The sequence below is a fragment of the Pseudomonas sp. 43A genome, from assembly GCF_013363935.1.
GTDB classification, from domain to species: Bacteria; Pseudomonadota; Gammaproteobacteria; order Pseudomonadales; family Pseudomonadaceae; genus Aquipseudomonas; species Aquipseudomonas crudilactis.
In genome coordinates this window covers 3450188-3474019 of sequence record NZ_CP054880.1, presented here as the reverse complement: position 1 = coordinate 3474019, position 23832 = coordinate 3450188, and the positions used below count along the sequence as shown (strand labels likewise).

At 58.7% G+C, this 23832-nt stretch carries 23 protein-coding genes and 1 pseudogene; 12 read left to right on the top strand and 12 right to left on the bottom strand.

Annotation, left to right across the window (positions count from 1 at the left end):
• The first annotated feature begins 202 nt into the window (after nt 1-202).
• Together HUW52_RS15150 and HUW52_RS15145 are read left to right on the top strand one after the other, a co-directional pair.
• Nucleotides 203-712, top strand: coding sequence for a GNAT family N-acetyltransferase (locus HUW52_RS15150; RefSeq protein WP_016984836.1), 510 nt, complete (start codon nt 203-205; stop codon nt 710-712).
• A 140-nt stretch (nt 713-852) separates the two neighbouring features.
• Complete coding sequence (locus tag HUW52_RS15145; protein WP_175554104.1) at nt 853-2394, top strand: class I SAM-dependent methyltransferase; 1542 nt, start codon at nt 853-855, stop codon at nt 2392-2394.
• 138 nt (nt 2395-2532) lie between these two features.
• On the opposite strand, the gene HUW52_RS15140 is transcribed toward HUW52_RS15145, so the two are convergent.
• Nucleotides 2533-3015, bottom strand: coding sequence for an anti-virulence regulator CigR family protein (locus tag HUW52_RS15140; RefSeq protein WP_016984834.1), 483 nt, complete (start codon nt 3013-3015; stop codon nt 2533-2535).
• Between the two features lie 110 nt (nt 3016-3125).
• Between HUW52_RS15140 and HUW52_RS15135 the strand changes: the two genes are divergently transcribed.
• From HUW52_RS15135 to HUW52_RS15125, 3 genes are all read left to right on the top strand, one after another.
• On the top strand, nt 3126-3587 hold the full coding sequence (locus HUW52_RS15135) for a VOC family protein (RefSeq protein ID WP_175554103.1): 462 nt from the start codon (nt 3126-3128) through the stop codon (nt 3585-3587).
• 66 nt (nt 3588-3653) lie between these two features.
• Entirely contained in the window at nt 3654-4562 is a 909-nt protein-coding gene (locus HUW52_RS15130) for an alpha/beta fold hydrolase (RefSeq protein ID WP_175554102.1), read from the top strand.
• A gap of 145 nt (nt 4563-4707) precedes the next feature.
• A complete protein-coding gene (locus tag HUW52_RS15125; protein WP_016984831.1) occupies nt 4708-4866 on the top strand; it encodes a DUF2986 domain-containing protein in 159 nt (52 codons plus the stop codon).
• 8 nt (nt 4867-4874) lie between these two features.
• Here the strand turns inward: HUW52_RS15125 and HUW52_RS15120 are convergent, their stop codons facing one another.
• A complete protein-coding gene (locus HUW52_RS15120; RefSeq protein ID WP_175554101.1) occupies nt 4875-5471 on the bottom strand; it encodes a DJ-1/PfpI family protein in 597 nt (198 codons plus the stop codon).
• A gap of 380 nt (nt 5472-5851) precedes the next feature.
• Between HUW52_RS15120 and HUW52_RS15115 the strand changes: the two genes are divergently transcribed.
• Entirely contained in the window at nt 5852-6424 is a 573-nt protein-coding gene (locus tag HUW52_RS15115; protein WP_256667820.1) for a GNAT family N-acetyltransferase, read from the top strand.
• Here HUW52_RS15115 and HUW52_RS15110 read toward each other — a convergent pair.
• Nucleotides 6362-7261, bottom strand: coding sequence for an EamA family transporter (locus HUW52_RS15110; RefSeq protein WP_175554100.1), 900 nt, complete (start codon nt 7259-7261; stop codon nt 6362-6364). The genes HUW52_RS15115 and HUW52_RS15110 overlap by 63 nt on opposite strands.
• 108 nt (nt 7262-7369) lie before the next feature.
• On the opposite strand from HUW52_RS15110, the gene HUW52_RS15105 reads away from it, so the two are divergent.
• Nucleotides 7370-8137, top strand: a complete 768-nt coding sequence (locus tag HUW52_RS15105; protein WP_175554099.1) for a helix-turn-helix domain-containing protein — start codon at nt 7370-7372, stop codon at nt 8135-8137.
• Here the strand turns inward: HUW52_RS15105 and HUW52_RS15100 are convergent.
• The 7 genes and pseudogenes from HUW52_RS15100 to HUW52_RS15070 form a co-directional block, all read right to left on the bottom strand.
• Nucleotides 8097-8843: a class I SAM-dependent methyltransferase gene (locus tag HUW52_RS15100; RefSeq protein ID WP_175554098.1), complete on the bottom strand. Its 747-nt coding sequence runs from the start codon at nt 8841-8843 to the stop codon at nt 8097-8099. The genes HUW52_RS15105 and HUW52_RS15100 overlap by 41 nt on opposite strands.
• 115 nt (nt 8844-8958) lie before the next feature.
• Nucleotides 8959-9267 (bottom strand): SRPBCC family protein, encoded by a 309-nt coding sequence (locus tag HUW52_RS15095; RefSeq protein WP_371929218.1) that lies wholly within the window; start codon nt 9265-9267, stop codon nt 8959-8961.
• A complete protein-coding gene (locus HUW52_RS15090) occupies nt 9236-9622 on the bottom strand; it encodes a nuclear transport factor 2 family protein (RefSeq protein ID WP_016986812.1) in 387 nt (128 codons plus the stop codon). Before HUW52_RS15090 ends, HUW52_RS15095 begins: the two co-directional genes overlap by 32 nt.
• Nucleotides 9623-9703: 81 nt before the next feature.
• Nucleotides 9704-10447, bottom strand: a pseudogene (locus tag HUW52_RS15085) (SDR family oxidoreductase).
• Nucleotides 10448-10493: 46 nt separating this feature from the next.
• Nucleotides 10494-11597 (bottom strand): alkene reductase, encoded by a 1104-nt coding sequence (locus tag HUW52_RS15080; RefSeq protein WP_016986814.1) that lies wholly within the window; start codon nt 11595-11597, stop codon nt 10494-10496.
• Nucleotides 11598-11730: 133 nt separating this feature from the next.
• Nucleotides 11731-12987: a cation:dicarboxylate symporter family transporter gene (locus tag HUW52_RS15075; RefSeq protein ID WP_175554096.1), complete on the bottom strand. Its 1257-nt coding sequence runs from the start codon at nt 12985-12987 to the stop codon at nt 11731-11733.
• A gap of 112 nt (nt 12988-13099) precedes the next feature.
• A complete protein-coding gene (locus tag HUW52_RS15070; RefSeq protein ID WP_026000724.1) occupies nt 13100-13525 on the bottom strand; it encodes a VOC family protein in 426 nt (141 codons plus the stop codon).
• A 155-nt stretch (nt 13526-13680) separates the two neighbouring features.
• On the opposite strand from HUW52_RS15070, the gene HUW52_RS15065 reads away from it, so the two are divergent.
• The 5 genes from HUW52_RS15065 (at nt 13681) to HUW52_RS15045 (ending at nt 19724) form a co-directional block, all read left to right on the top strand.
• Nucleotides 13681-14586, top strand: a complete 906-nt coding sequence (locus HUW52_RS15065) for a LysR substrate-binding domain-containing protein (protein WP_016986816.1) — start codon at nt 13681-13683, stop codon at nt 14584-14586.
• Nucleotides 14587-14686: 100 nt separating this feature from the next.
• Complete coding sequence (locus HUW52_RS15060) at nt 14687-14917, top strand: hypothetical protein (protein WP_175554095.1); 231 nt, start codon at nt 14687-14689, stop codon at nt 14915-14917.
• Between the two features lie 168 nt (nt 14918-15085).
• On the top strand, nt 15086-17467 hold the full coding sequence (locus HUW52_RS15055) for a DUF3772 domain-containing protein (RefSeq protein ID WP_175554094.1): 2382 nt from the start codon (nt 15086-15088) through the stop codon (nt 17465-17467).
• A 144-nt stretch (nt 17468-17611) separates the two neighbouring features.
• The gene (locus HUW52_RS15050; protein WP_175554093.1) at nt 17612-19141 is read left to right on the top strand and encodes a hypothetical protein; all 1530 of its coding nucleotides are present in this window, start codon (nt 17612-17614) and stop codon (nt 19139-19141) included.
• 121 nt (nt 19142-19262) lie between these two features.
• Nucleotides 19263-19724, top strand: coding sequence for a DUF3574 domain-containing protein (locus HUW52_RS15045; protein WP_175554092.1), 462 nt, complete (start codon nt 19263-19265; stop codon nt 19722-19724).
• 116 nt (nt 19725-19840) lie between these two features.
• On the opposite strand, the gene HUW52_RS15040 is transcribed toward HUW52_RS15045, so the two are convergent.
• The gene (locus HUW52_RS15040) at nt 19841-21241 is read right to left on the bottom strand and encodes an APC family permease (RefSeq protein ID WP_175554091.1); all 1401 of its coding nucleotides are present in this window, start codon (nt 21239-21241) and stop codon (nt 19841-19843) included.
• Nucleotides 21231-23618, bottom strand: coding sequence for a TonB-dependent siderophore receptor (locus tag HUW52_RS15035; RefSeq protein WP_175554090.1), 2388 nt, complete (start codon nt 23616-23618; stop codon nt 21231-21233). Before HUW52_RS15035 ends, HUW52_RS15040 begins: the two co-directional genes overlap by 11 nt.
• Nucleotides 23619-23832: the final 214 nt, after the last annotated feature.

Genomic DNA, 23832 nt, shown 5'->3' with positions numbered 1-23832 from the left:
TTCCATACAGTGCTCAATCCCAAAGGTTTCGAGCGCTCGATTATTCGCCAGACGTAAAAACATTCAATGCACAGATTTGCCTGAAAAAGCGACCCAGGCGCATCCGGCTTCGTTGAAATGCCCGCAGGAACCGGGATGATTTATTTCGCTGTTTACCGCAGGATGCGAAGCTTATGAACTCACCCAAGGAACAATTTTTCTCATGGAAGAAGTCATCAGCTACCGCACAGCCACTGTCGCCGATGCTCTGGCGATGTGCGAACTGGGTCAATTGCTCAACTCGGTACACCACGCCGCCCGCCCCGATATCTACGCGGCCGCGACCGAAGATTTTGCCCGCGACTTGCCGCACTGGTCCGGTGTTTTCGAGAAGCCCGGGCAGATTGTCTTCATCGCCAGTGTTGGTGATCAACCCGCCGCCTTCATCACGGCAAATCTGTCCGCCAGTTCCGGCCCGCTGATGCAGCCACAGAACGTGGTTCGCATCGGCTCGGTCTGTGTGGCCGAGCCGTTTTGGGGGAAAGGCATTGGCCGCGCGCTGATCCAACGGGTTAAAGACTGGGCCATAGAACAGAATGCACAGGACTTGCGCCTGACGGTCTGGCCTTTCAACGAGCGCGCGGTGCGCATATATGCCGAGTTCGGCTTCGAGACCCGTGCCCTTGAGATGGGCGTGCGTTTGTCAGGAGCGCCCAGGTCCGATCATCAATAACCCCTGCGAAATATCCGCATGAACCCTATCGAATGGTCCCATCCTGCCGACAACATCCTGTGTGGACGGCGAGAGGTTTCAACGATGCAAGTCCGTCCCGTATAAAGCTACTTTCAATGACGATTCAAGAGGCTGCAACAATGAGCAATGCCTGGAACGAAGGTTATTTCACCGACGAAGGCTACACCTACAGCTATAGCCGGGAAATCAATCCGGTTTTCCAGCGTTACTGCCTGTTGTTGCGCGGCTTTGCCGGGCTGGACAATCCCGACGGTTACCACTGCGAACTCGGTTTTGGTCAGGGTGTGTCAATCAATATTCACGCCACGGCCAACCCGGCAGGCTTCGTCGGTACGGACTTCCACCCGGGTCAGGCAGCCCACGCCATTGAACTGGCAGCGCTGGGCAACAACGGTGCGCGGCTGTATGACGACAGCTTCGAGCAACTGCTGGCGCGCCATGATCTGCCGCAATTCGACAGCATCAGCCTGCATGGCATCTGGACCTGGGTCAGCCGCGACAACCAGAAACTGATTGTCGAATTCGCCCGCCGCCATCTCAAACCGGGTGGTCATCTGTACGTCAGTTACAACGCATTCCCGGGCTGGTCGCCAGCAGCGCCGTTGCGCCAGTTGTTCAGCCTGCATGACCGCTTTGCCAGTCACTCGACGCGGGCGGATCAGCGCATCGATGCCGCGCTGCAGTTTTCCGAAGCGCTGCTGGCGGCCAACCCCAAGTACGCCATTGCTGCGCCAAGTCTGGGCGCCCGGCTGCAGACCATCAAAGGTCAGGACCGCCAATACGTCGCCCACGAATATTTCAATCGCGACTGGAACTGCATGTATTTCGCCGACATGGTCGACGCGCTGGCCCCGGCCAAGCTCGATTACGTCACGACAGCGGTGCCGCTGGATTGGGTCGATGTACTCAATCTGAGTGGCGAAGCCCTGGCCTTTCTCGACGATATCGAGCACCCGGTGATGCGCGAGCAGGCACGCGACTACTTCGTCAATCAGTCTTTCCGTCGTGATCTGTACGTGCGTGGTGCCAACCGACTCAGCGCTGCCGAGCGCCGGTCGCGCATGCTCAATACGCGATTTGTCCTGATGCAGCCGGCAGAAACCGTAGCGTCCAGCGTCACCGGCCCCGCTGGCGAAGCGTCACTGCAAGCAGAAATTTACGGCCCGGTCCTCGATGCACTCGCGGGCCAGACGTATGAAGCGAGAACGATGCAGCAGTTGCTCGATGCGGTGTCGCCAATGGTCTACGACGATCTGGAACAAGCCATCGCCATCCTGGTCAGCATGGGCGCGGTAGCCCCTTGCCAGAGCGAAGCCGCCGAGGCGCTGGTGTACGAACGCTGCGCCGCGTTCAACCTGCAACTGTGCAAGCGCGCGCTGTTCAACGCCAACATTCAGGTGTTGAGCAGTCCGGTTACCGGTGGTGGCGTCACGGTCACTCGCTTCCAGCAACTGTTCCTGATTGCGATCCGCCAAGGCAAACAGCACCCGGCAGAATGGGCGCAACTGGCGTGGAGCGTCATCGCCGATCAAAACGAAGTGTTGGTCAAGGACGGCAAACCGCTGACCACCGCCGAGGCCAACATCGCCGCACTGACCGAACAGGCCCAGGCCTTCGCCGAACAATCACTGATCGTGCTGAGCGCGTTGAGAATCGTCTGATCGCGGTGGTGGCGCGCAGTGGTGCAGACAGGGAATCCGCTGCCACTCGCGCCATCAGCACGCACCAGTGCCTGTTATCAAAAAGCCCACGGCGGCGCGGGCGCGAACTTCGCTTCGAGCCATTCTCAGCGATACGGCTTAATCAAATGCACCGTTGAGCACCTCATAAATCAGCCCGGTTGCCAGCGCGACCAGGATCAGATCCGTGCCCACCTGCTGCCATTCGTAGCCATCGTAATGCGGCAGATGACCGACCAGGCGTCCATCGAGCTTTTTCGCGATACCGGGCGGCAGTGGCTTGCCGCGTGCAAGATTCTTTTGAATGCCTGGTGGCAGCGCAGGCCCCGGGTTCCAGTAGTCGCGGTAGCCGCCAACAATCCCGAGCACATTGCCGCGATCGATGCTTGGGCCATGACTCCAGTCACCACCCGAGTTGTTGCCCTTGTTGCCGTTACCTTTCTGATTACCGTGGCCCTGCACATTCTGCGAATTACCCTTGCCATTGCCATTGCCCTGGCCCTTTCCATTACCGGAATCAGCCAATGCCATCGCTGAACTGAATACCAGGGCCAGGGAAGAAATCGTTGCAATCAACGTGCGTGACTTGCGGCGCGCCTTCATGGTGGGATGTTCCTGTGTTCTCTTGACGTTACACATCAGCTTAGTTTATTCCGGCTGGCCGATCGTCGATTCCGCCCAGCCCATCGACACCGCCCGACAGGAGCTATTTCATGGAGTTGAAGTTCAGCCACATCGACGTACTGGTCAAAGACCTTGAAGAAGCCTGCGCCTATTACGCGCAGATACTGAAGGCGCGGATCTCCACAACGCAGATCTGGAGTCGCGGTGGCCTGCACGTGCGCTATGCGGTTGCGTTGATCGGTCAGGAACGCTTCATGCTGGTCCAGCCGCTGGCGGGGAATCTCAAGGAACTGTTGGATACGGTGGGCGAAGGCATGATTTACCGTCATTGCTACACGACCCCTGATATCGAACTGGCCTACGACGAACTGGTCGCCAGCGGGGTTCAGCCGGAGGACGAAAACGGCCAGCCGCTGACTCGCGAGAACCTGCAATCGCCGTCCGGGACGCGCATCATCTGGCTGCCGAAACGCTTCGGACATTTCTCGATCGAGATTCTTGAAGAGCGGGCGCTGGGGGCGTTTATCGAGGCGGCGTTTGCTTCCAGATGAAACTCCACCAGCCCTGATCGATACGTCTACGCTGTCTCCATCCCCCGTACACCTGGAGACTTCGTTATGACTCGTCCGCTACTGACCACCCTCGCCCTTATTGCCTTGAGTTTCCAGGCTTATGCCGACGTCGTCCCCTTCCCGCCGACCTTCCATACTCAAGACATCAAAGTCGAAGGCGCGACGATGCACGTGCGAGTTGGTGGCAAAGGCCCCGCCGTAGTGCTGCTGCATGGTTTCGGTGATACCGGCGACATGTGGGCGCCGCTGGCGGCGGATCTGGCCCGCGATCACACCGTGGTGGTACCGGATCTGCGCGGCATGGGTTTGTCTTCGATTCCACAGGGCGGCTACGACAAGAAGACTCAGGCCGGCGACATTCGCCAAGTGTTGAGCGCATTGAAGATCAAGCATTCGGTGGTCATCGGTCACGACATCGGCACCATGGTCGCGTTCGCCTACGCCGCGCGCTATCCCGAGCTGACCGAGCGCCTGGTGGTGATGGATGCACCCGTGCCTGGCATCACCCCGTGGAACGACATCGTTCGTTCGCCGATGCTCTGGCACTTCGACTTCGGCGGTGCGGACATGGAGCGCCTGGTTGCCGGGCGCGAACGCATCTACCTCGACCGCTTCTGGAACGAATTCGCCGGCACCCCCGCCAAAGTCGATGAAGGCACTCGCCAGCACTACGCCAGACTCTACGCCCGCCCCGGCGCGATGCACGCCGCGTTCGCCCAGTTTCGCAGCATTCGTCAGGATGCTCTCGACAACGCTCCCGTCCTGCAGAAACACTTGAGCATGCCGGTGCTGGCCGTGGGCGGTGAAAAGTCCTTCGGCAACAACGAAGCGATCGTCATGCGCAATGCCGCAGATAACGTGACCGAGGTGGTGATCCCGGCGGCGGGCCATTGGTTGATGGAAGAAGCCCCGGCGCCGACCATCAAGGCTGTGCGCGACTTTATCGCCATGTGAGGAATGGGCATTGCCTTGGCCCGAGGCTTACGTCAGGATTCGCCCCTTTTTGAGGGCAAAGTGCATATCTCGTGGCTCGTCCATTGATGTGTACGTTTACGCCCTTCGCTAACCGATATTCAAACGTGCAGACCGGGTAGAAAACATGAATCGCCAAAAGAAACTCAAGCAGTTGTTCAAGGAAAAGGCCAAAAAGGCCAGCGCCAAACTCGCGCCGAAAAAGCCCAAATACATCAGCAAGGCTGACCGCGCGAAACTGGAAGCTGAAGCCGCTGCGCAATCCGTCGGTACCAGCGAGAGCTGATCGCAGCCTTACAAGAACGGTAAAATATTGGCCAGCGCCCGCTCGGTGTAGAGGTCTTTCTCCGCCACCGGCGCCACGTAATGCAGTGCATTGCGCGCGGCCTCCACACTGACAAGACGGGCGATGAACCAGGCCGCCAGATACTGCGAGGCCAGACAGCCGCCTGCGGTGGCGACATTGCCGCTGACTGTAAACGGTTGATGCAGCACCGCTACGCCGGCCTCCTCGACCCACGGTTTGGTGATCAGATCGGTGCAGGCGGGAACGTCGTTCAGCAGTCCCAGCCTGGCCAGGATAAGCGTGCCAGAGCACTGCGAGCCGAGGAGCTGGCGCGCAGGATCAAGGCGCAGACGCGACATCAGTTCGGCATTGGCGACGACATCCCGGGTCAATCTTCCACTACCCACCAGCACAGCATCGGCGTCGCAAGCTTCTTCCAGAGATACTTGCGCCTCAATCGTCAAGCCGTTCATCGACTGCACCTTTGCCTTGGGGCTGGCGATAGACACGCGCCAACCCGGCTGTTGAACCCGGTTGAGAATGCCGAACGCAATCAGCGAATCGAGTTCGTTGAAACCTTCAAACGTCAGGATGGCGATGTGCATGATGAGCCTCAAACCAGATAACCGGAGGCTCATCGTAAAATCGGCGAATCAAGACAATCAATAAATTGTCATGGATACATTGGCGCGGGTCCGCAAGCTCACAACAGCAACGGCCGAAGCGGAATTACTCGCTTCGTCACCAGCGTTGACGTCAACAGCTCACCCGGAAGATGAATTCGTCAACACGTTCAGAAGCCATTATCAAAGCTGCGTTGCTTAGAATGATATAAGGCAAATGATTTGCCGGATAAAAACCCCGACTCATCAGGCTGAGTTCTCAGACCGAGTGGCCCCATGAATCCCCCTCGAATTGGATCTTTGCTTAACCGTTCCTCGCCCTAAACTGGCCACACTCCTCAGTTCGACCAGGAACGCAAACCATGCCTTTAGGCGACTTCGACTGCCAGCCCGCTCTATATGGAAACACCCTGAAGCTCCGGGCATTGGCTGCCAGTGACTTTGAAGCGTTGTTCCTGGCCGCCAGTGATCCGCTCATCTGGGCCGGCCACCCCGCCAGCGATCGCTATGAACGGCAAGTGTTTGAAGCTTACTTCGCCGCACGACTGGCCAGCGCAAAAGCACTCGCCGTCATCGGTCTCGAGTCAGGTCAGATCGTGGGAATGTCCAGCTACTACACGCCGCCCGATCAACCCGAGAGTATCGCCATCGGCTACACCTTTCTGGTACGGGAAAAATGGGGTGGTGATGCCAATCGTGAATTGAAAGCATTGATGCTGGAGCATGCATTCAAGGTCTACGACACCGTCTATTTCCACATCGGCCCCGCCAACCTTCGTTCGCAAAAAGCGCTGTTGAAAATCGGCGCCGGGCACTTGTATGACGCCGAATTGAACCTTTCCGGGGCACCTGCCCTGTGCAAGTGCTACGGGTTATCCCGGGCACAGTGGCTGGCGAACCCGCAGGCGCAGCAGCATGGCGTGCACGTGCCCTGATCCCAAGGGGATCGCCACTAATACCAGCGAGATCGGAAGCCAGTCAAAGAGGCTTGGATACTGGCCGAAGATCGCCATCGAGCTGAAGATCCCGAACACCGGGATCAACAGCGACAACGGTGCCACTCGCGACATCGGGTATTCGCGCAACAGCAAGTTCCATCCCCAATAACTGAAGTGCGTCGCAGCGTAGACCTGAAACGCGATTGAAAACACGGTTATCGCATTGAGCTGCGACGGCAATGCGGTGAACGGTGCGGTGCCATGCAACAGCCATGTCAGCAGCATGAGCGGGATGGGAGGAAACAGGCTCGCCCACACCACAAACGCAAAAATCTCACGCACCTTCGAGACCTTGATCACGACGTTGCCAATGCTCCACGCCAGGGCGCTGCCAATGACCAGTGCCAAACCCGCCGTCGATGCGTCGCCGGGGCGACTCAGTACGATGCCCATCAGGCCGGCGGCGGCCAACAGCGTGCCAAGCCATTGCAGCCGCCCCAGACGTTCGCCGAAAAAAACCACGCCCCAGCCCAAAGTGAAAAATGCACTGAACTGGATCAGCAACGATGCGGTTCCAGGTGGCACACCCCACGCGATGCCCAGATTGATCAACGCCCACATCGCCACGCCGAAAATCAGTCCGTAAGCAGCCAGCCAGTGGAACGCTACGCGTGGGCGCTCGACGAAAAACACCCATGGCAATGCCGCCAGCGTGAATCGCAGTGCGGTCAGCAACAGCGGGTCGATAGCGGCCAGTCCGAGTTTGGTCACGGGGAAGTTCAATCCCCAGACAGCTGTCACCAGAACGGCGAGTACAAGATGCTTCTTTTGCATGGTCAATCTTTCCCGGCGCCGAGCGGAAGTACTCGGGCGCGGAGAAATATGCCGGCAATTGTCCTGGCCTGCTTTCAGTCACAGGCCAACTTTCACTAGAATCGGGCCATGAGAGAAATCAGCCGCCATCCTTACCAGAACACCCCGCGCGATGCCGTCGTGACCGCCATTGATTACGCGGACGGCACGCTGTTCCCGCTGCACGATCATCAGCGCGGCCAATTCGCCTATGCCGCCAGCGGCGTCATTACCGTTTTTACCGATGACGGCAACTGGGTCGTGCCGCCGCAACGCGGCATCTGGGTGCCAGCGCAATTGCCCCACTCCATGCAAATGCGCGGGCCTGTCACGCTGCACAACACCTATATCCGCAAACAAGCGGCGCAGCGCCTCGGACTACCGGGGCAATGCGAGGTGCTCGATGTGTCGCCGCTATTGCGTCAACTGCTGATGAAAGCCATCGATGTGCCCGCGCGCTATTCAACTCAAGGCCATGACGGCTATTTGATGGGCTTGCTGCTGCACGAAATCGCCAGCATGCCCGCGCTTTCGCTCAATGCGCCGTTGCCGGCGGAACCTCGATTGGCGACAGTATGCCGCGCGTTTCTGCAGCAGCCTTCTTTGCAGGTCGGTATCGACGACATGGCGCAACGTGCGGGCATGAGTCGACGCACCTTTACCCGACATTTTCGGTTGCACACCGGGATCAGCTATATCGAGTGGCGGCAGCAAGCCTGCCTGCTGGCGGCAATTGTCATGCTGGGCAAAGGTCATTCGGTCACACAGGTCGCCATGGACTTGGGCTACAGCAGTTCCAGTGCGTTTGCGACGGTATTCAAGCAAGTGTTGGGGGAAGTGCCGAGTCGCTACTTTTAGTGGCGTTGGTTTTGCACGTCAGCCACGCGCCCCAGAACAGACTGCTGAAAAACCGCGTCGCCTCGCCAAACCCGGCCTCATGCAACAACGCCTGAACCGCCGCTTCGGAATGCGGCGGGTCGGCGCCTTGCAAAATCTTGCCCAGCCTGGCCTTCACCTCTTCCGCACTTGCACCCTGCTGCCGCCAACGCTGCCCCCACGCCTCCAGCAATAACGGTTGGCTGGCATAGGCGTAATGATTGCCGGCGACAATCAGCGGCGCGCCTGGTTTGAGGCGCGCTTGAATCGCTTGCAGAATCTGGCGCTTGGGTTCATCACCGTTCAGATGATGGAGCACGCCGATCAATGTCGCCGCGTCGAATGGCGCATCGGTTGGCAAGTCCTCGACGTGCCCGAGATGAACCTGCGTCCGATGCAGTAAGTCGTTGGCCTCCAAATGCTGCACGGCGGCCTCAAGCATCGGCGCGGAAGGATCAACTGCAATGAAACGCCACTGCGGCTCCAGCGCCGCCATCGCAATGATTTCCTGCGCCGTACCGCCCGCGCCGACCACCAGTATGTTGGCCGGCCGCGAACCGAGACTGGCCGCCAACATGCAGGCCGCCAGATCGTGACAGGCGTCATAGCCGGCCAGGGCGATGCGACTTTGTCGGGCGTATTCGCTGGCGCGGGAAGTGTCGAATTTTTCTGCTGACGTTGGGTTCACGACGAGGCTCCTTGTTGTTTCAGAGGAAACTACGCCGAGACGCCAGATAAGAAAAATTCATTAATTTTATGCCCTGCATTCCTTGCGGGAATGAGGGCGTGTGAACCGTGTGTTGTTAATGCTGGGCGAGCAACGCCTGCAGCCCATTGTGACCGTCGACGATCAGGCTGCGGATCAGTGCCTGATAGTGCTCAGCGTCATTCGGCTCTCGAACATCGAAACTCGCCGACCAACTGAGGAGCGTTTTGTCTTGTCCGGTCAAAGCCACCAGCTTCACGCTGGCCACGTAATTATCCAGCGGCAAAGGTGCCTCTTCAAAGCGGTAGGACAGCATTAACGCTGAGTCATCAACCGACAACAGACGCTCTCTGACAACCGGGACCGATTGGTATTCAGCCCTCGAACTGGTGATACACCTTGGCAATGACTTTCCAGACGCCGTCAATTTTGATCAAAGTCAGGTAGTCGTTGTAGTCGGCGCCAATTGCATCCGTTTCCATATCCACACGCACCACGGCGGTGGTTGGGGTAATCGCCAGCACGTCGAGTCGCGTGCTGATTTCGGGGGCTGCGCCGTTCTTCTCGACAAAATCGAACAGGTTCTTGATCGGGCCGCCGAGCAGTTCGCCGTTGGTGAACCCGTACATCACTGCCTCTTTATGGAAGACTTGAGCCACGCCTTGCGCGCTGCCAATGCGAAGACCTTCTACGTATTGACTGGCGGTGGCGATCACAGCGTTGTATTCAGCCGTCGGCACGGCTTTGATGTTCTTGGACATGGTTGTTTCCTATCGTTGGGGGTGAGTGACAAAGGCTGCCGAGAGCCAGGATTGGCACCCGGCAGCAGGAACAGCCGACGGTTACCAGTCCTGGCGCGTCGGCGAAATGATCAGATCGTTGACGGTGACGTTGTCCGGCTGGTTGAGCGCGTAGATCACGGCACGCGCGATATCGTCAGGTGCGATGGCGATGCGGTTCAGTTCCTGGGCGGCCTTGCGTCCTTGTGGATCACTGACCTTGTCTGCCCAGCCGGTATTGATAACGCCGGGGCTGACCGTGTTGACGCGGATGCCGTGCTGCACGCCCAGCTCCTTGCGCATGGACTCGGTCATGGCTTGCACAAAAAATTTGGTGGCGCTGTAAACACCCGCCGCTGGCCCGACCTGATGGCCGGCCACCGAGTCCATGTTGAGGATCTGCCCGGACTTGTGCTCCAGCATCATTGGCAGCACGGCAGCTGTGGCATTGAGCTAGCCCTTGATGTTCACGTCGATCATCTTGTCCCAATCCGCCACGGCCAGATCGACCCAATTGGAGAACAGCATCAGCCCGGCGTTGTTCACCAGAATGTCGACAGCGCCATAGGTGTCCTGCGCAAATCTGGCGAGCGCCCGGGTTTGATCCGGCCGGGTCACATCAGTGGTAAAAGCGGCCACGTCGTGACCGGCTTCACGCAACTCGGCGACGAACGTATTCAGACCGTGTTCATCCAGCGCGGCGGCAACGACGCGAACGCCGTGTGCCGCCAGCGCCCGTGTGGTTGCCGCCCCGATACCGGAAGATGCGCCGGTGACGATGGCGACTTTGTTGTGCAGATAGTTCATGTTCCGTTCCTCTTCACAGTGAATGCGATTGCGTCCGGGCAGTCATTCAGGCGTTGGCGGTGGGCCAATCGATGTAGCCTTTCGCGCCCCCGCCGTAGTAACTCTCGCGCGGGGCAATGGTCAGTTCGAGACCGCGCCGCAGACGCTCCACCAGATCGGGGTTGGCAATGAACAAGCGACCAAACGCCACCGCGTCGATACGGCCCTGCGCCCGACGCTCAAGCGCCATCTCCAGGTCGTAATTGTTGTTGCCAATGAACGCGCCTTCGAACTGCGCACTCAACGCGTCCAGATCCACGCCCGCAGGCACGGTGCGCGAAGTGGCCGTGGCGCCTTCGACGAAATGCAGATAGGCCAGATTGAATCGATTGAGTTGCTGGATCAGGTAGCCATAAGTCGCCATGACGTTGCTGTCGGGCGGCGTATTGCCGGCATCGGGCGTTACGGGCGAGAGTCGGATACCAACGCGGTCGCTGCCCCAGATCGAAACCACCGCTTCAGTCACTTCCAGCGTCAGCCGCGCACGGTTCTCGATGGAGCCGCCGTACTGATCGGTGCGCTGATTGGTCGAATCGCGCAGAAACTGGTCGAGCAGATAACTGTTGGCAGAATGCACTTCCACACCGTCGAAACCGGCGCGCTTGGCGTTCTCGGCAGCCAGTTTGTACTGCTCGATGATTCCCGGAATTTCCGAGGTCTCAAGCGCACGCGGCATCGACACTTCGACAAAACCTTTCTCGGTGTACGTGCTGCCCTCAGCCTTGATCGCCGAAGGCGCGACCGGTGCTTGGCCATTGGGCTGCAACTCGACACTGGAGAAACGCCCGACGTGCCACAACTGGCTGACGATTTTTCCGCCGGCCGCATGTACGGCATCGGTGACCTTTTTCCACCCGGCGACTTGCTCTTGCGACCAGATTCCCGGGGTCATCGCATAGCCGCGCCCCTGAGCGGAAATGTTTGTCGCTTCGGCGATGATCAGGCCTGCACTGGCACGCTGAGCGTAGTAAGTCGCGTGCATTGCATTCGGCACGCCGTCTTCGGCCATGCGGCTGCGGGTCACCGGCGCCATGACAATGCGATTGGCCAACTGCAGCGCACCCATGTCCATGGGTGAAAAAAGGTCGGTATCAACAACGTTATCAATCATAAACACTCCAAATCAATAGACCGGTCGTCTAGTAAAAAGACCGAAAAAAACGCCCCTTTGTTAGCGGGCGAGCACTCGTTATCAGTGCGGTATAAACAGCAGATATGCGTCGTACCGACTCGCGGTTAAAGACTCACACCTCGGCCCCTGGACGAACGCGTGCAGGTTCAAGCGTTGCTCTTTCCCACTTGGCAATCACCAGCGGTGCGATGGCATTGCCCAATACGTTCAGCGTGGTCGTACCGCTGTCGATGATCCTGAAAATACCCGTGATCAATGCCACGCCTTCCAAGGGCAGACCGGCTGAAGCCAACGTCGCGGAAAGAATGATGATGGCAAAACCGGGCACCCCCGCCGCGCCTTTCGAGGTGAGCACCATCGTCACCACCAGCAAGATCTGCTGAGACAGCGACAGGTCGATGCCATAGAGCTGCGCGACGAAAATCGTCGCAACCCCGAGGAAGATCGAAGCGCCGTCCAGATTGAATGCATAACCCACCGGCACCACAAAACTGACGATCCGACGCGGCACACCGTAGCTCTCCAACCGAGTCATCAACTGCGGCATGACGGCGGCCGATGCGGCACTCGAGAACGCCAGAATCAGTTCACTGCGAAAGTAGCGGATCAACTTGAAAATGTTCTCGCCAATCAAGTAGCAAATGCCACCGAGTATCACCAAGGCGAAGACCACCAGCGCCAGGTAAACCACGCCGATCAACTTGAGCAACGGCAACAGCGAGGCGAAACCAAACGTTGCGACAGTCGCGCCGATCATGCCGAAGACACCAATCGGCGCGTAGGCCATGACGATTGAGACAACTCTGAACATCGCATCGGAAATGCTCTGAACCAGCGCAATGGCAGGTGCACTTTTTTCTCTCGGCAGCGCATTCAGGGCGAGGCCGAACAGCACGGCGAAGAACAGCACCGAGAGCAATTTCGCTTCCGACATCGCCACCAGAACATTGTCCGGCACGATGTTCTGCAAGATCACCAGCGCGCCTTTTGATGGCTCCATGTTGATCGATGCCGTGCTGTGGGACAGGCCGGAAATATCGGTGCCGGTACCCGGCTCGAAGATATTTGCGAAACACAGGCCGACCACAATCGCCAGCGCGGTAATCGCAAAGAAATACCCCAGCGACTTGATGCCCATGCGGCCAAATGACTTGTTATCGCCACCGCCGGCAATGCCCAGGATCATGCAGCAGAACACAATCGGCACCACCACCATCTTCATCATTTTGATAAAGATGTCGCCCAGAGGCTTCAGGATCTCCGCGCTGACCCATGTTTGATACTGCGGATGGGTATTGAAATACCAACCGACGAGCACGCCAAGCAACAGCCCGGCAACGATTTGCCACACCAGGGGAATACGTTTCATGTCTAGCCTTTTTGTTGGAATGAAAGGTCTGCACTAAGGGCAGTTGCTAGAGTCATGAGCTTCCAGCTCTCTTGAGACCGAATGGCACAACCGGGTTGTGCCATGACGTTTGTCACTTGGCGAAGAGCTGGCTCATATCCTTGAAAGCCTTGAATTCCAGAGCGTTGCCGCAAGGATCAAAGAGAAACATGGTGGCTTGCTCGCCAACCTGCCCCTGAAAGCGAATGTACGGTTCGATCACAAACTCGGTGCCAAAGGACTTCAGCCGTTCAGCCAATGCTTCCCACTGTTGCCAGCCCAAAATGATGCCGAAGTGCGGAACCGGAACGTCGTGACCGTCGACCGGGTTGCTGTGAACACTTTCCTGGGACGCGGTTTTCGGGTGTTCGTGAATGACCAGTTGGTGGCCATAAAAGTCGAAGTCGACCCACTGAGTACTGGAGCGCCCTTCTTCAAGTCCAAAGACTTCACCGTAAAAGGTGCGCGCTGCTGCCAGATCGTAAACGGGGATAGCGAGGTGGAAAGGCGAGAGGCTCATCAGAACTCCGATCATGTTTTTATGGGTTGGCGAACATTCCTGCCGTCATCGGCGCCTTGGGTTCAGCCGCTGCCGGGGATGGAAAACATCCTAGGGCGGAATACCCAACATAAAAATCAATATATATTTCTTAGAATCACAATTAATATTTGTGAATGATCAAAGAACTGAAGACACTCATCGCCGTCGCGCGCGAAGGTACTTTCGCTGCTGCCGGCAACAAAATCGGCCTCACGCAGGCCGCCGTCAGCGCACAGATCCAGCGCCTGGAAGCCGAACTCGGCTTCGAGCTGTTCGACAGAAAGGGGCGCTCGGCGCACCTCAACAGAATGGGCCATCAGATCCTTCTGCAAGCGCAGGAACTGCTCAGGCTCTACGACAGCCTCGGTTCGACGACCGTGGGACTGCCGCCCAGCGTGCTGGTCAACATTGGCGCGATTGCTTCGGTGCAGCGCTCTTATTTGCCTGATGCGCTGGCAAAGTTTCACCAACATTGCCCGCAGTGCCGATCCCGGGTAGTGCCGGGTTTATCGATGGAACTGGTCAACCTGGTGGATGCTGGCGAGATCGACATGGCCGTGATCATCCGCCCACCCTTTTCTCTGCAGAGTGACCTGCGCTGGACGACGCTGGCACTGGAGCCTTACCGGTTGATCGTGCCGCGTGATATGCCGGGAGATGACTGGACCCAGTTGCTTGCCAGCCAGCCGTTCATTCGATATGACCGATCTTCCTTTGGCGGCAGGCAGGTCGACCGCTTTCTGCGGCAGATGCATTTCACCCTGCGTGAGGTCTGCGAGCTGGATGAGCTGGAGGCGATTATCAAACTGGTCGAGAACGGTGTCGGGGTGGCGCTGGTGCCGCAAACGGCGCCTGACTTTGCATGGCCTGCCGGTGTCCGGGTGCTCGACCTCGGGCAGCACACCTTTCACCGTGATATTGGGCTGGTGCACCGGTCTCGCAAGACTTTCACCGAACCTGTGCGGATGTTGGCCGAGTTGATCAGTGCTCAGGTGAATCCCGGTTCAATCCCCAATGGATTCAAAAAACAGGATCATTAACTGCATCAATAACAACCATTAATTCAATGAAGTTCTCTTATAACCAGCGCGGCGTAAGATCGGCTCCAGACAAACCCACTACACCTCGGAGCACATACTCATGAAACGCCAAGCCCTTCTCAGCATCGCTTTCTCGCTGTTCGCCCTGAATGCATTCGCCGCTGAACCTGCCACCCAGACAGATCCGCTGTTCAGCGATGCAGTCGCCGCCGCGACCCAGACAGACCCACTGTTCAGCGATGCAGTAGCTGCCACCGAAACCGATCCGCTGTTCAGCGATGCAGTGGCCGAAGGCGGTTCAGACCGTTTGCTCGAACGTCGCGCTGTCTGAATGCAGCGCTCCAGCGCAGTCCCCGAAGAAAGGCCCGACCTCATCCGTCGGGCTTTTTTCGTCTGGAAGCGCTGCGCACCTGCCCTGCTCCGCCGGAAAGTTTTCCTCCCCGATTGGCTCGATCACCTAACCTCATAGACTGTGTGATCCATTCGAGCCGCCCCTCCCATGCGCAACACATTGAAGTCGTTGTTTTTTGTCGTATTCATGCTGCTGGTTGGCGGTAGTCCGACGCTGTGGGCAGCCGATTTACCGGCGCCGGCCACCACCGCCGCCGCCGCGCCGCTGCCGGTGATTTCGCAAAGCGATCTGCAGGCGCTGCAACAACGCCTCGACGGCCTCAAGCAACAGATTTCCGCAGCAAACAACTACAACCAGCTCGAAGGCCCGCAGGATCGGGTGCAGGCGTTTATTCTGGATGTCGACCGGTTGTCGGCGGCGTTGCTGCCGCAACAGGCGCAACTGGCGGTGCAGTTGGGGGTGCTGGGGGCTGCGCCGGATGCCGATCTGGCGGCTGAGCAGGCAGACATCGTCGCGCAACGGGCGTCGCTGGCCGAGCAGAAGAGCAAGGTCGATGGCACGTTGAAGAGCTTGGCGGCGCTGAAGCAGAGTGCGGCTGATCTGATCACGCAGATCGCCGGCATCCGTCGCACACTGCTGGAAAGTGAGCTGACGCTGGGCACTGACAGCGTGCTGAGCCCGAGCTTCTGGTCGCCAGTGGTGAGTCCGTCCGAGGATGATCGTCAGCGTCTGCGCTTTTTCGTCGCGCAAGTGCGCGACACCTGGGCCACCGTGTGGGCACCAGGGGAACGTTTCTACACCAGTGTGCTGATGGCGTTGGCGCTGATCATCTGGACATTTGGCCGCAGGCTGGCGGAACGCGGTCTGACCTGGGTGTGCATTTACCGCATGCCCGAGGGACGTCTGCGCCGCAGTGCACTGGCGTTCGCCTCGGCGCTGGCAACCATCGCCACCACCGGCATTGCCTTGCAGTTGCTGTTCTACGCCTGCACCCGCCACCAGCCTTTGCCGCCGGTGCTGGAAACTTTCTCCGAAGAGTTCGAGAAGGTCGTGTATGCCTGCGTTCTGCTCACCGGGTTGAGCCGCGCGTTGCTGTCGACCGAGCACCCATCGTGGCGCCTACCGGCGATTGCCGATCATGTCGCGCTGGCGCTCAAGCCCTACCCGCGCATCCTGTCCTGCACGTTACTGGTGCTGGTAACGCTGGTGCAGGTCAGCAACGCCACCGGCATGAGCAGCCAGATCGTGATCGCCGGACGCGGGGTCATTTCGATCGTCGTGTTGGCGATCGTGACGGTCCTGCTGCTGCGCGTCGGCAAGGTGCACAAGGCGCTGGTCGCGGCCAATGATGCGGCGGCGAACAGTACGTTTGCCGGGGTGATTTACACCATTGCCAGCATCTCGATGTTTGTCTCGGCGATCGCACTGCTGGCTGGCTACGTGTCGCTGGCGAGGTTCATCAGTTATGAGCTGGTGTGGGCGTACATTGTCTTGTCGGGTTTCTACCTGCTGATCCAGTTGATCAGGGACGTCTGCGAGCACGTGTTTTCGCCACGGCACGCGAGCGGCAAGGCGCTCAAACAGTTATTGGGTATCGGTGATCGACGACTCGATCAGATCTCGATTCTGCTGTCCGGTTTCAGCCGTGCCGCGCTGTTGCTGCTGGCGGTCATCGCCCTGTTTGTCGGTGGCATCGGCACCACGCTCGGGCAACTGGCGAGCAACATCATGGCGATCCTTGGCGGCGCCGGGTTGCGCAAGCTGAACATCGTCCCCGGCCATCTGCTCAATGCCGTGCTGGCGCTGATGATCGGCATCTGGCTGATCCGCGCCCTGCGTCGCTGGCTCGATAACGAATTCCTGCCCAAGACCGACATGGACCCGGGCATGTGCGCTTCGCTGAGCACGCTGTTTTCCAACATCGGTTATGCGTTCGTGATTCTGCTGACGCTGTCGTCGCTGGGCGTGCAGTGGACCAATCTCGCGTGGATCGTCAGTGCGCTGTCGGTAGGCATCGGTTTTGGTTTGCAGGAGATCGTGAAGAACTTCGTTTCGGGCCTGATTCTGTTGACTGAACGGCCGGTGAAGGTCGGCGACTTGATCAGCATCAGCGGTGTCGAAGGCGATATCCGCCGCATCAATGTGCGCGCCACGGAAATCCAGCTCAGCGACCGCTCGATCGTCATCGTGCCCAACTCGCAACTGATCTCGCAGAACCTGCGCAACGTCACGCTGGGCGGCAGCGCGCAAGGCGTGGCGTCGCTGGAACTGGTGTTCCCGCTGGATATCGATCCCGAAGAGGTCAAGGATCTGTTGCTCAACACGTACAGGGAGAACGAAACCATCCTCGATAAACCCGCCCCGTTCGTACGCTTCAGCAAGTTATCGCCGGACGGGATTACCTTGACGGTCACCGGTTACGTGGGCAGTCCGAGGATTGTCGGGGTGACCAAAAGTGATTTGCTGTTCGAGATACTCAAGCGGTTGGGAGCGGCCGAAATCGCATTGGCGAAATCGCCGAGTGCTTAGCGCGAGATACGGCAGGTCGCTTCGGTGGAGAAATAAACTACAGCTATAAAGGACTGATATCTGCCTGCAACAGACTGTCGCGAATGCTGCCAGAACGGCGAACATGTTAAAGTGCCATCACTTTTGCCATTAGTGTGTGCCCGCATGGATGCCTTGATTCGCCGTTTCAGTTGTTTGCCATTGCTTGGTCTTGCCCTCGGGCTTTCGGGATGCCAGAGCTCGCCAGTCAAACAGCCACAAGCACAACCCGCAAAACAGACAGAAGCAAAGGCCGAGCTGCCAGGCCTGAGCGTCTTCAACAACGCTTTGCTGGCTCCACCGCAGGTCAATTCCATCGTACGTGAAGGCAATCACGTGACCTACATCGTCCTTTCGGTGGAGGGCGAAAAAATGCACTCCATGGCGCGGTTTGATGCTGATTGTCAGTTACCCGATGCGCAAATGGCGTATCTCAGCACCGTAGGAATGGTCCCTTACGCGGCTGACCCTCGAGGTAAAACGCCAGAGGCTCGACAACTGCCTCCAGAAGAAAAAGAACGCTATTTGAAAAGTGCTCAGCTCAAGCAGGTGTGCGCGCAAACGCCGATCCCTCAGTGGCGAATCATTGCGGCGCCAGATCATCAGGATTGGCAACTGATAGATCGTGCCAGCCTCAATCGCAGGGAGGGTCAGCTGTTTTTCTGGTCGGCCCGGGTTCCGGCCGCTGAAGCACTGATGCCACGCGCAAAAAATCTTTACTCCCACACCCGGCAGCGCTGGAGCGCCGACTGTACGCAGCAACAGTTGACCTCCTTGAGTACTTTCTACCTTGATCAGCAAAGTCGCGTGATGGGTGGTCAGGTCTTGACTACGCAGCAGCCCGTTGCTTCGCCAGCCCTCGGCACCGAAGAGCGCCAATTGCTGAAACTGGCGTGTGGTTCGCCACAGACACTGGAGCAATACCCGCCTTACCTGGGACGTGAGCAAACGCCTTTTGTCTTACCTGCTCCAGCTCTACCGGCTTCGGTTCTGAAATCCATCGAAGCGTTGAAGTTGCCTGCTCCGCAGCTAAGCCTCCAGCACCTGCGCTTGTCGTTCAAAGATTTCAACGAGGCCAACAAGCAGAAGATCCTGCTGACCCCCTACGCCTCGTATATTGATGAAAACCAAGCGAGATGGCGGGCAGTGGGACGACAGAGTCGTGATACCACTTATCTGCCCTACGAGCCGGGTACACAACTGACCGAACGCTACAGCGACGCAAAACGCCAATCCGTCAGGCTCAGTTTTCGTGGGCTGACCGAGCTGGCGAAAGTGGATTACGTCAATGACCGGGACGGCATTCAACTGAAAACCGACACCATTACCGATCTACGCTTCGAGGGCGACTGGGCCAATATGCCGGTCGGCGCACACTTGAGTTTCACAACGCAGCGGGAAAGTGCCAGATACCAGCAATCCCCCAAGCGGTTCGACAGGAGATTTGACTGCCAGGTCGAGTCGGAACAAACCGCAAGCGAGCTTTTTGCATCGTTGAAGGGAATGGCAAAAGTGCTCAATTGCACCGGCGACGACTACCATCTAGGCAAGATTACAGCCCTCTACGCGTACCTGCAGACTTATGGGATGTTTATCCCGGTCGACCTTGGCCAGGTCGACGGCTACGGCCAGTTCAAGATAGAACAGGCCGAGTGAATTTTCAGGCGCCGAGGGTTATTCCCGAAGCGCCTAAAAGCCTGCTTTTTAGGTCTTTATTGGCCAGCAAATCGCAACCTTATACTCGATGGGTTCTCCTAACGATCAATAAGGATGTTCCATGCCTCAACGTCTTTTCCTGGCGGCTTTATTCCTCGCCGTCGCCGGTTGTGCCAGCCCTCCTCCTGCGTCCGTTCACACCCATGATCCCGCCGGTTCGACCCTGCAAGGCGATGCCTCGCGGCCCGCGCAGGCGCAGTGGATTCGCACCGAGTTGTACTTCTCCGTGGGTTCGATCGATGGCAAGGACGGTGCGGTCAGCACGGCGCGCTGGCGTGAGTTTCTTGATCAGGAGGTGACGTCGCGGTTTCCTGATGGTTTCAGTGTGTTCGACGCGTATGGGCAATGGCGGGACAAGGGCGCGAAAGAGCCTGAGCGCTTGAGCACCAAGGTGATTGTGATCCTGCATGAGAACAGTGCGAAAAATGGGGCCAGCATCGAAGCGATTCGACTGGCTTACAAGCGTATTACCGGGGACTTGTCGGTGCTGCGGTTGTCGCAGCCGGCGGAGGTGTCCTTCTAGAATCAGAAGCCCCTCACCCTAGCCCTCTCCCTGAGGGAGAGGGAACCGATCCGGGGATATTGGAGACGTACGCCGACCTGTATTTGCTTCTCTGAATCCATAATCGACTCGTTCTTTCAGGTCGATGTATCACGCAAGACACCTCGGTCGGCCCCCTCTCCCTCCGGGAGAGGGCTGGGGTGAGGGTTCGCTTTTAAACGGCTCAACCCGGCCAATAGCACGGCACCAACCAGCAACACCCCCATCCCGAAAAACGCCCCAAACCCCACCACCGTCACGCTGGAATACAGCATGTACAGGCACAAGCCGAAAAACAGCAGCGGTAACAGCGGATACAACGGCACCTTCACCGGCCTCGGCACCTCAGGAAAACGCCGTCGCAGAATGATCAGCGCCACGCTGCTCAAACTCAGAAACAGCCAATAAACCGGGGTCAGGTACTCGACCATGGTGTTGAAGCCGCTTTGGGTAAAACTGCCGAACAGCACCAGCAACAACGCCACAGCACCTTCTGCCAGCAACGCTTTGCGCGGCACGCCATGTCGTTCGTCCCAGTCGCCGAAACTGCGCAGTTGCGGCACATCACGCGCAGCCGCGTAAGTGGTGCGGGCGCCGACCAACAGGGTCGAATTGATGGTCGCGATCGCGGCGATGCCAACCATCAGCAAAATCAGCAGGACACCCGGTGCACCGAATGCGCGGCTCAATAACTCCACTGCCGGGGCATTGCTGGCGGCCAGTCCCGAAAATCCGAGGCCCACAACGAACGCCCAGTTCAGCGCCAGATAGATCGCCATCAACACGCTCAGCGCACCGAGCATGGCGATGAAAATCCCCCGCCGGCCATCACGCACTTCCGCCGATAATGTCGCCGCATCGCTCCAGCCGCCGAACGCCAGAAAGACGAAAATCATCGCCGCCGAAAACCCGGTCATACCGGTGTTTTCCGCGACGGGCGAGAGACCCGGCGCAAGCGCTTCGATACCTTGCCAGGCCAAACAAACGCCGGCACTGGCAATGCTCAAAAAGCCCAGCGCCAACAGCCCCACCAACAAGGTCTGGGTGATAAAACCAATGTGTTTGCCCGTCAGATTAAGCAGCACCAACGCGGCTATCACCGCCCCGGCAAACAGCCCCGAACCGTACTGACCCAGCGGCACCACCGCATCGACATAATCGGCAAACATGAACGCCGACAACGCTATCCAGCCGGTGTGCATCACCGAAAACCGCGACCAGGCGAACAGGAATCCCATGCGCTCGCCATACGCGGTACGCAGAAAGTGATAGTCGCCGCCCGGATGCGGAAACGCCGTGGCCATCTCGGCAAAACACAGCGCTCCGATCATTGAGGCGACGCCGCCCAGCACCCACACCAGGTAGAAATGCTCCGGCCCGACATTGAGGGCCACGGTCGGCGCGGTTTTCAGGATGTCGGTGGTGATCACCATGCCCAGCGTGATCAGCAACGCCTGAAACACCGGCAGATGCCGCCCCGGTCCCGCGTTAGAAACCATAGGTGGCGCGGGCGTAGTAATAGGCGCCGTTGGTGCCGATTGGCGACAGTACGTCGTACGGCAGGTTGCCGCCGTAGTTGATCGCCGAACCGGAACGTTCCGGGTAGTTGTCGGTGAGGTTGTTGCCGCCCACGGCAATGTTGAATTTCGGGGTGAATTTGTAGGCCACTTCGGCGTCGAGTTGCCACACCGCGCCGTAGGTTTGCTCGGGCTGCGAGTCGCCGAAATCGAACACCCGGGTGGTCTCGCCCTGGCGCGTCAAGCGTCCGAGCAAGCCCCAGTGTTCGCTGGCCCAGTTGGCGGAAAAGATGAAACGATCCTTCGGCGCAGCGTCGGTCAGGGTGTTGGTTTCTTCGACACCAACGAGCGCGTCGTTGCCGATGCCCAACGCCGTCAGTTGCGACGGCGTGCCTTTGGTGCTGGTGACTTTGGTGTGGTTGTAGGTATACGCGGTGGTCAGGCCCAGTTGCCCTTCGTAGAACGGCTGGTGGTAGTTGAGCACCAATTCCGCGCCGTCGGTGCTGGTGTCGGCAGCGTTGGTGAAGAAGTTGACGTCGTGCACACCGGCGACGCCGAAGTTGTCGTTGATGTAGTTTTCCAGGGCATCGCTGCCGATGCGTTGCGACAGGGTGATGCGATCCTTGACGTCGATGCGGAACACGTCCAGCGAGGCATCGAAGCGTTCATTCAATTGAAAGGTCAGGCCGAGGCTGAAGTTCTTCGAGGTTTCCGGATCAAGCTTCTCGGCACCCAGCGCACGGGCGATCGGATCGTTGACCGAGAGCACACGGATGTCGGTCAGGGTGCCGCCGTCGCCGAAGTTGCTGGTGGTGTTCTGGAAGCCGCTTTGGGCCAGCGACGGTGCGCGGAAGTTGTTCGATACCGCACCGCGCAAGGCCCATTGCTCAGTGAGCTTGTAGCGACCGCTGAGTTTGCCGGTGAGTTTGCTGCCGGCATCGTCGTAATGCTCCCAGCGGGTAGCGGCGTCGACAAAGAAACGGTCGGTGAGATCGCCGGACAACTCGGCGTAAGTGCCGAACACATTGCGATCCAGATCCGATTCTTCGCTTGGCCGCAGGCCGTTGGCGCCGTCGGCGCCCAAGCCGATGTAGGAGGCCTCGTCACCGGCATAGGTCAGGTAGTTTTCGTAGCGGTATTCGCCGCCAACCGCCAATACAAAGGAGCGCTCGCCAAGACGCAGTTCGCGGCTGAAGTCGAGGTTGGTGGTGGTCTGGCGCAGCTCGTAATCGCCGGTGTCGAACTTCGTGGGTGAGTCTTCGCCGAGGCTGACGTTCAGCGTGCGCCGGGTCGAGCCCTCGAAACGGTTGCGACCGTGGGTGATGCTGCTGTCGAAATCCCACTCGTCTCCGAGCAGGCCTTTGAAACCGGCGGTGGCGGAGATGTCCTTGTTGTCGCCGAGCGATTGCGGCAAGTAGCCGTTGGGGTAGAACTGCGGCTGTTCGTACGGATAGCGATAGAACTCGGCGCCGGTGGTGTGGCGCTGGTTGTAGGTGCCGAAACTGTAAGCTTTGCCGCCGGCCAGCGGCAGTTCGCTGTTGAACCAGAGATTGACGTCGCGCGCGACGCCGTCGCCCATCACATAGTTGCGCTGGCCAGGGCTGTCGGCAAAACCGTCGAAACCGGCGCGGTTGGTCGGGTTGCGATCCTTGTATTCGGTGCCGCCACGGATAAACCCGCCCTCTTCGCCCAAACGCGTGCCGATCTTCGCGGTGGTCACGCTGTTCTGGCCGTCGGTGGTGGTCTTGCCGATGGCGTCCTGATGAGTGTGATAAGCGCCATAACTGGTCGACACTTCGCCGCCCTCGGGCGCGTCGTCGAGAATGATGTTGATCACCCCGGCAATCGCATCGGAGCCGTACTGCGCACCGGCGCCATCGCGCAGCACTTCGATGCGTTTGATCGCACTCAGCGGGATCGAGTTGAAGTCGACCGGTGCGGTACCGCGCCCGATCTTCGACGAGTCGTTGACCACCGCTGACGTATGGCGACGCTTGCCATTGACCAGCACCAGCACCTGATCCGGGCTCATGCCGCGCAGTTGCGCCGCGCGCACATGGTCGGCGCCGCCGGAGTTGGATTGGCGTGGCAGGCTGAAGGATGGCAGCAACGTCTGCAACGCCGCGCCCAGTTCGCCATCGGCGGCGCCGGCGGATTTGAGGTCTTCGGCGGTGAGCACATCGACCGGGACCGGCGAATCGAGCACAGTGCGTGAAGTGCCACGGGTGCCGGTGACCAACACGGTACCGAGGCGGGAGTCGCTGTCGGCGCTGACGGAAGTTGCTTCGGCGTTGGCCGGAAGTTGCCAAATAGCGGACACAACGGCAGCCGCCAGTAATGAACGGGAACGGTAATGCATATAACAGCTCCTTGAATCGCAGTTAATACCCGGCCGCTGCCGACAATAAAGTTCGGCAAGCAATGCGCGGCAATGTCTGCTGTAGTTTTGGATTTCTGGAAGGCAGTGAAGGCTTTTTTATGGTGAGTTGCAGTTTCCCCAGCGTAAGACGTTTCCCCTTGAAATCCGATGCTAGATGAGCGGCTGCTGGCCGTAAAAGAACCAATAACGCTTA

Bases quoted from the DNA above. Each gene is read 5' to 3' on its own strand.
- HUW52_RS15150 (WP_016984836.1), top strand. From the start codon at position 203: ATGGAAGAAGTCATCAGCTACCGCACAGCCACTGTCGCCGATGCTCTG.
- HUW52_RS15145 (WP_175554104.1), top strand. From the start codon at position 853: ATGAGCAATGCCTGGAACGAAGGTTATTTCACCGACGAAGGCTACACC.
- HUW52_RS15140 (WP_016984834.1), bottom strand. From the start codon at position 3,015: ATGAAGGCGCGCCGCAAGTCACGCACGTTGATTGCAACGATTTCTTCC.
- HUW52_RS15135 (WP_175554103.1), top strand. From the start codon at position 3,126: ATGGAGTTGAAGTTCAGCCACATCGACGTACTGGTCAAAGACCTTGAA.
- HUW52_RS15130 (WP_175554102.1), top strand. From the start codon at position 3,654: ATGACTCGTCCGCTACTGACCACCCTCGCCCTTATTGCCTTGAGTTTC.
- HUW52_RS15125 (WP_016984831.1), top strand. From the start codon at position 4,708: ATGAATCGCCAAAAGAAACTCAAGCAGTTGTTCAAGGAAAAGGCCAAA.
- HUW52_RS15120 (WP_175554101.1), bottom strand. From the start codon at position 5,471: ATGCACATCGCCATCCTGACGTTTGAAGGTTTCAACGAACTCGATTCG.
- HUW52_RS15115 (WP_256667820.1), top strand. From the start codon at position 5,852: ATGCCTTTAGGCGACTTCGACTGCCAGCCCGCTCTATATGGAAACACC.
- HUW52_RS15110 (WP_175554100.1), bottom strand. From the start codon at position 7,261: ATGCAAAAGAAGCATCTTGTACTCGCCGTTCTGGTGACAGCTGTCTGG.
- HUW52_RS15105 (WP_175554099.1), top strand. From the start codon at position 7,370: ATGAGAGAAATCAGCCGCCATCCTTACCAGAACACCCCGCGCGATGCC.
- HUW52_RS15090 (WP_016986812.1), bottom strand. From the start codon at position 9,622: ATGTCCAAGAACATCAAAGCCGTGCCGACGGCTGAATACAACGCTGTG.
- HUW52_RS15080 (WP_016986814.1), bottom strand. From the start codon at position 11,597: ATGATTGATAACGTTGTTGATACCGACCTTTTTTCACCCATGGACATG.
- HUW52_RS15075 (WP_175554096.1), bottom strand. From the start codon at position 12,987: ATGAAACGTATTCCCCTGGTGTGGCAAATCGTTGCCGGGCTGTTGCTT.
- HUW52_RS15070 (WP_026000724.1), bottom strand. From the start codon at position 13,525: ATGAGCCTCTCGCCTTTCCACCTCGCTATCCCCGTTTACGATCTGGCA.
- HUW52_RS15065 (WP_016986816.1), top strand. From the start codon at position 13,681: ATGATCAAAGAACTGAAGACACTCATCGCCGTCGCGCGCGAAGGTACT.
- HUW52_RS15060 (WP_175554095.1), top strand. From the start codon at position 14,687: ATGAAACGCCAAGCCCTTCTCAGCATCGCTTTCTCGCTGTTCGCCCTG.
- HUW52_RS15055 (WP_175554094.1), top strand. From the start codon at position 15,086: ATGCGCAACACATTGAAGTCGTTGTTTTTTGTCGTATTCATGCTGCTG.
- HUW52_RS15050 (WP_175554093.1), top strand. From the start codon at position 17,612: ATGGATGCCTTGATTCGCCGTTTCAGTTGTTTGCCATTGCTTGGTCTT.
- HUW52_RS15045 (WP_175554092.1), top strand. From the start codon at position 19,263: ATGCCTCAACGTCTTTTCCTGGCGGCTTTATTCCTCGCCGTCGCCGGT.
- HUW52_RS15040 (WP_175554091.1), bottom strand. From the start codon at position 21,241: ATGGTTTCTAACGCGGGACCGGGGCGGCATCTGCCGGTGTTTCAGGCG.
- HUW52_RS15035 (WP_175554090.1), bottom strand. From the start codon at position 23,618: ATGCATTACCGTTCCCGTTCATTACTGGCGGCTGCCGTTGTGTCCGCT.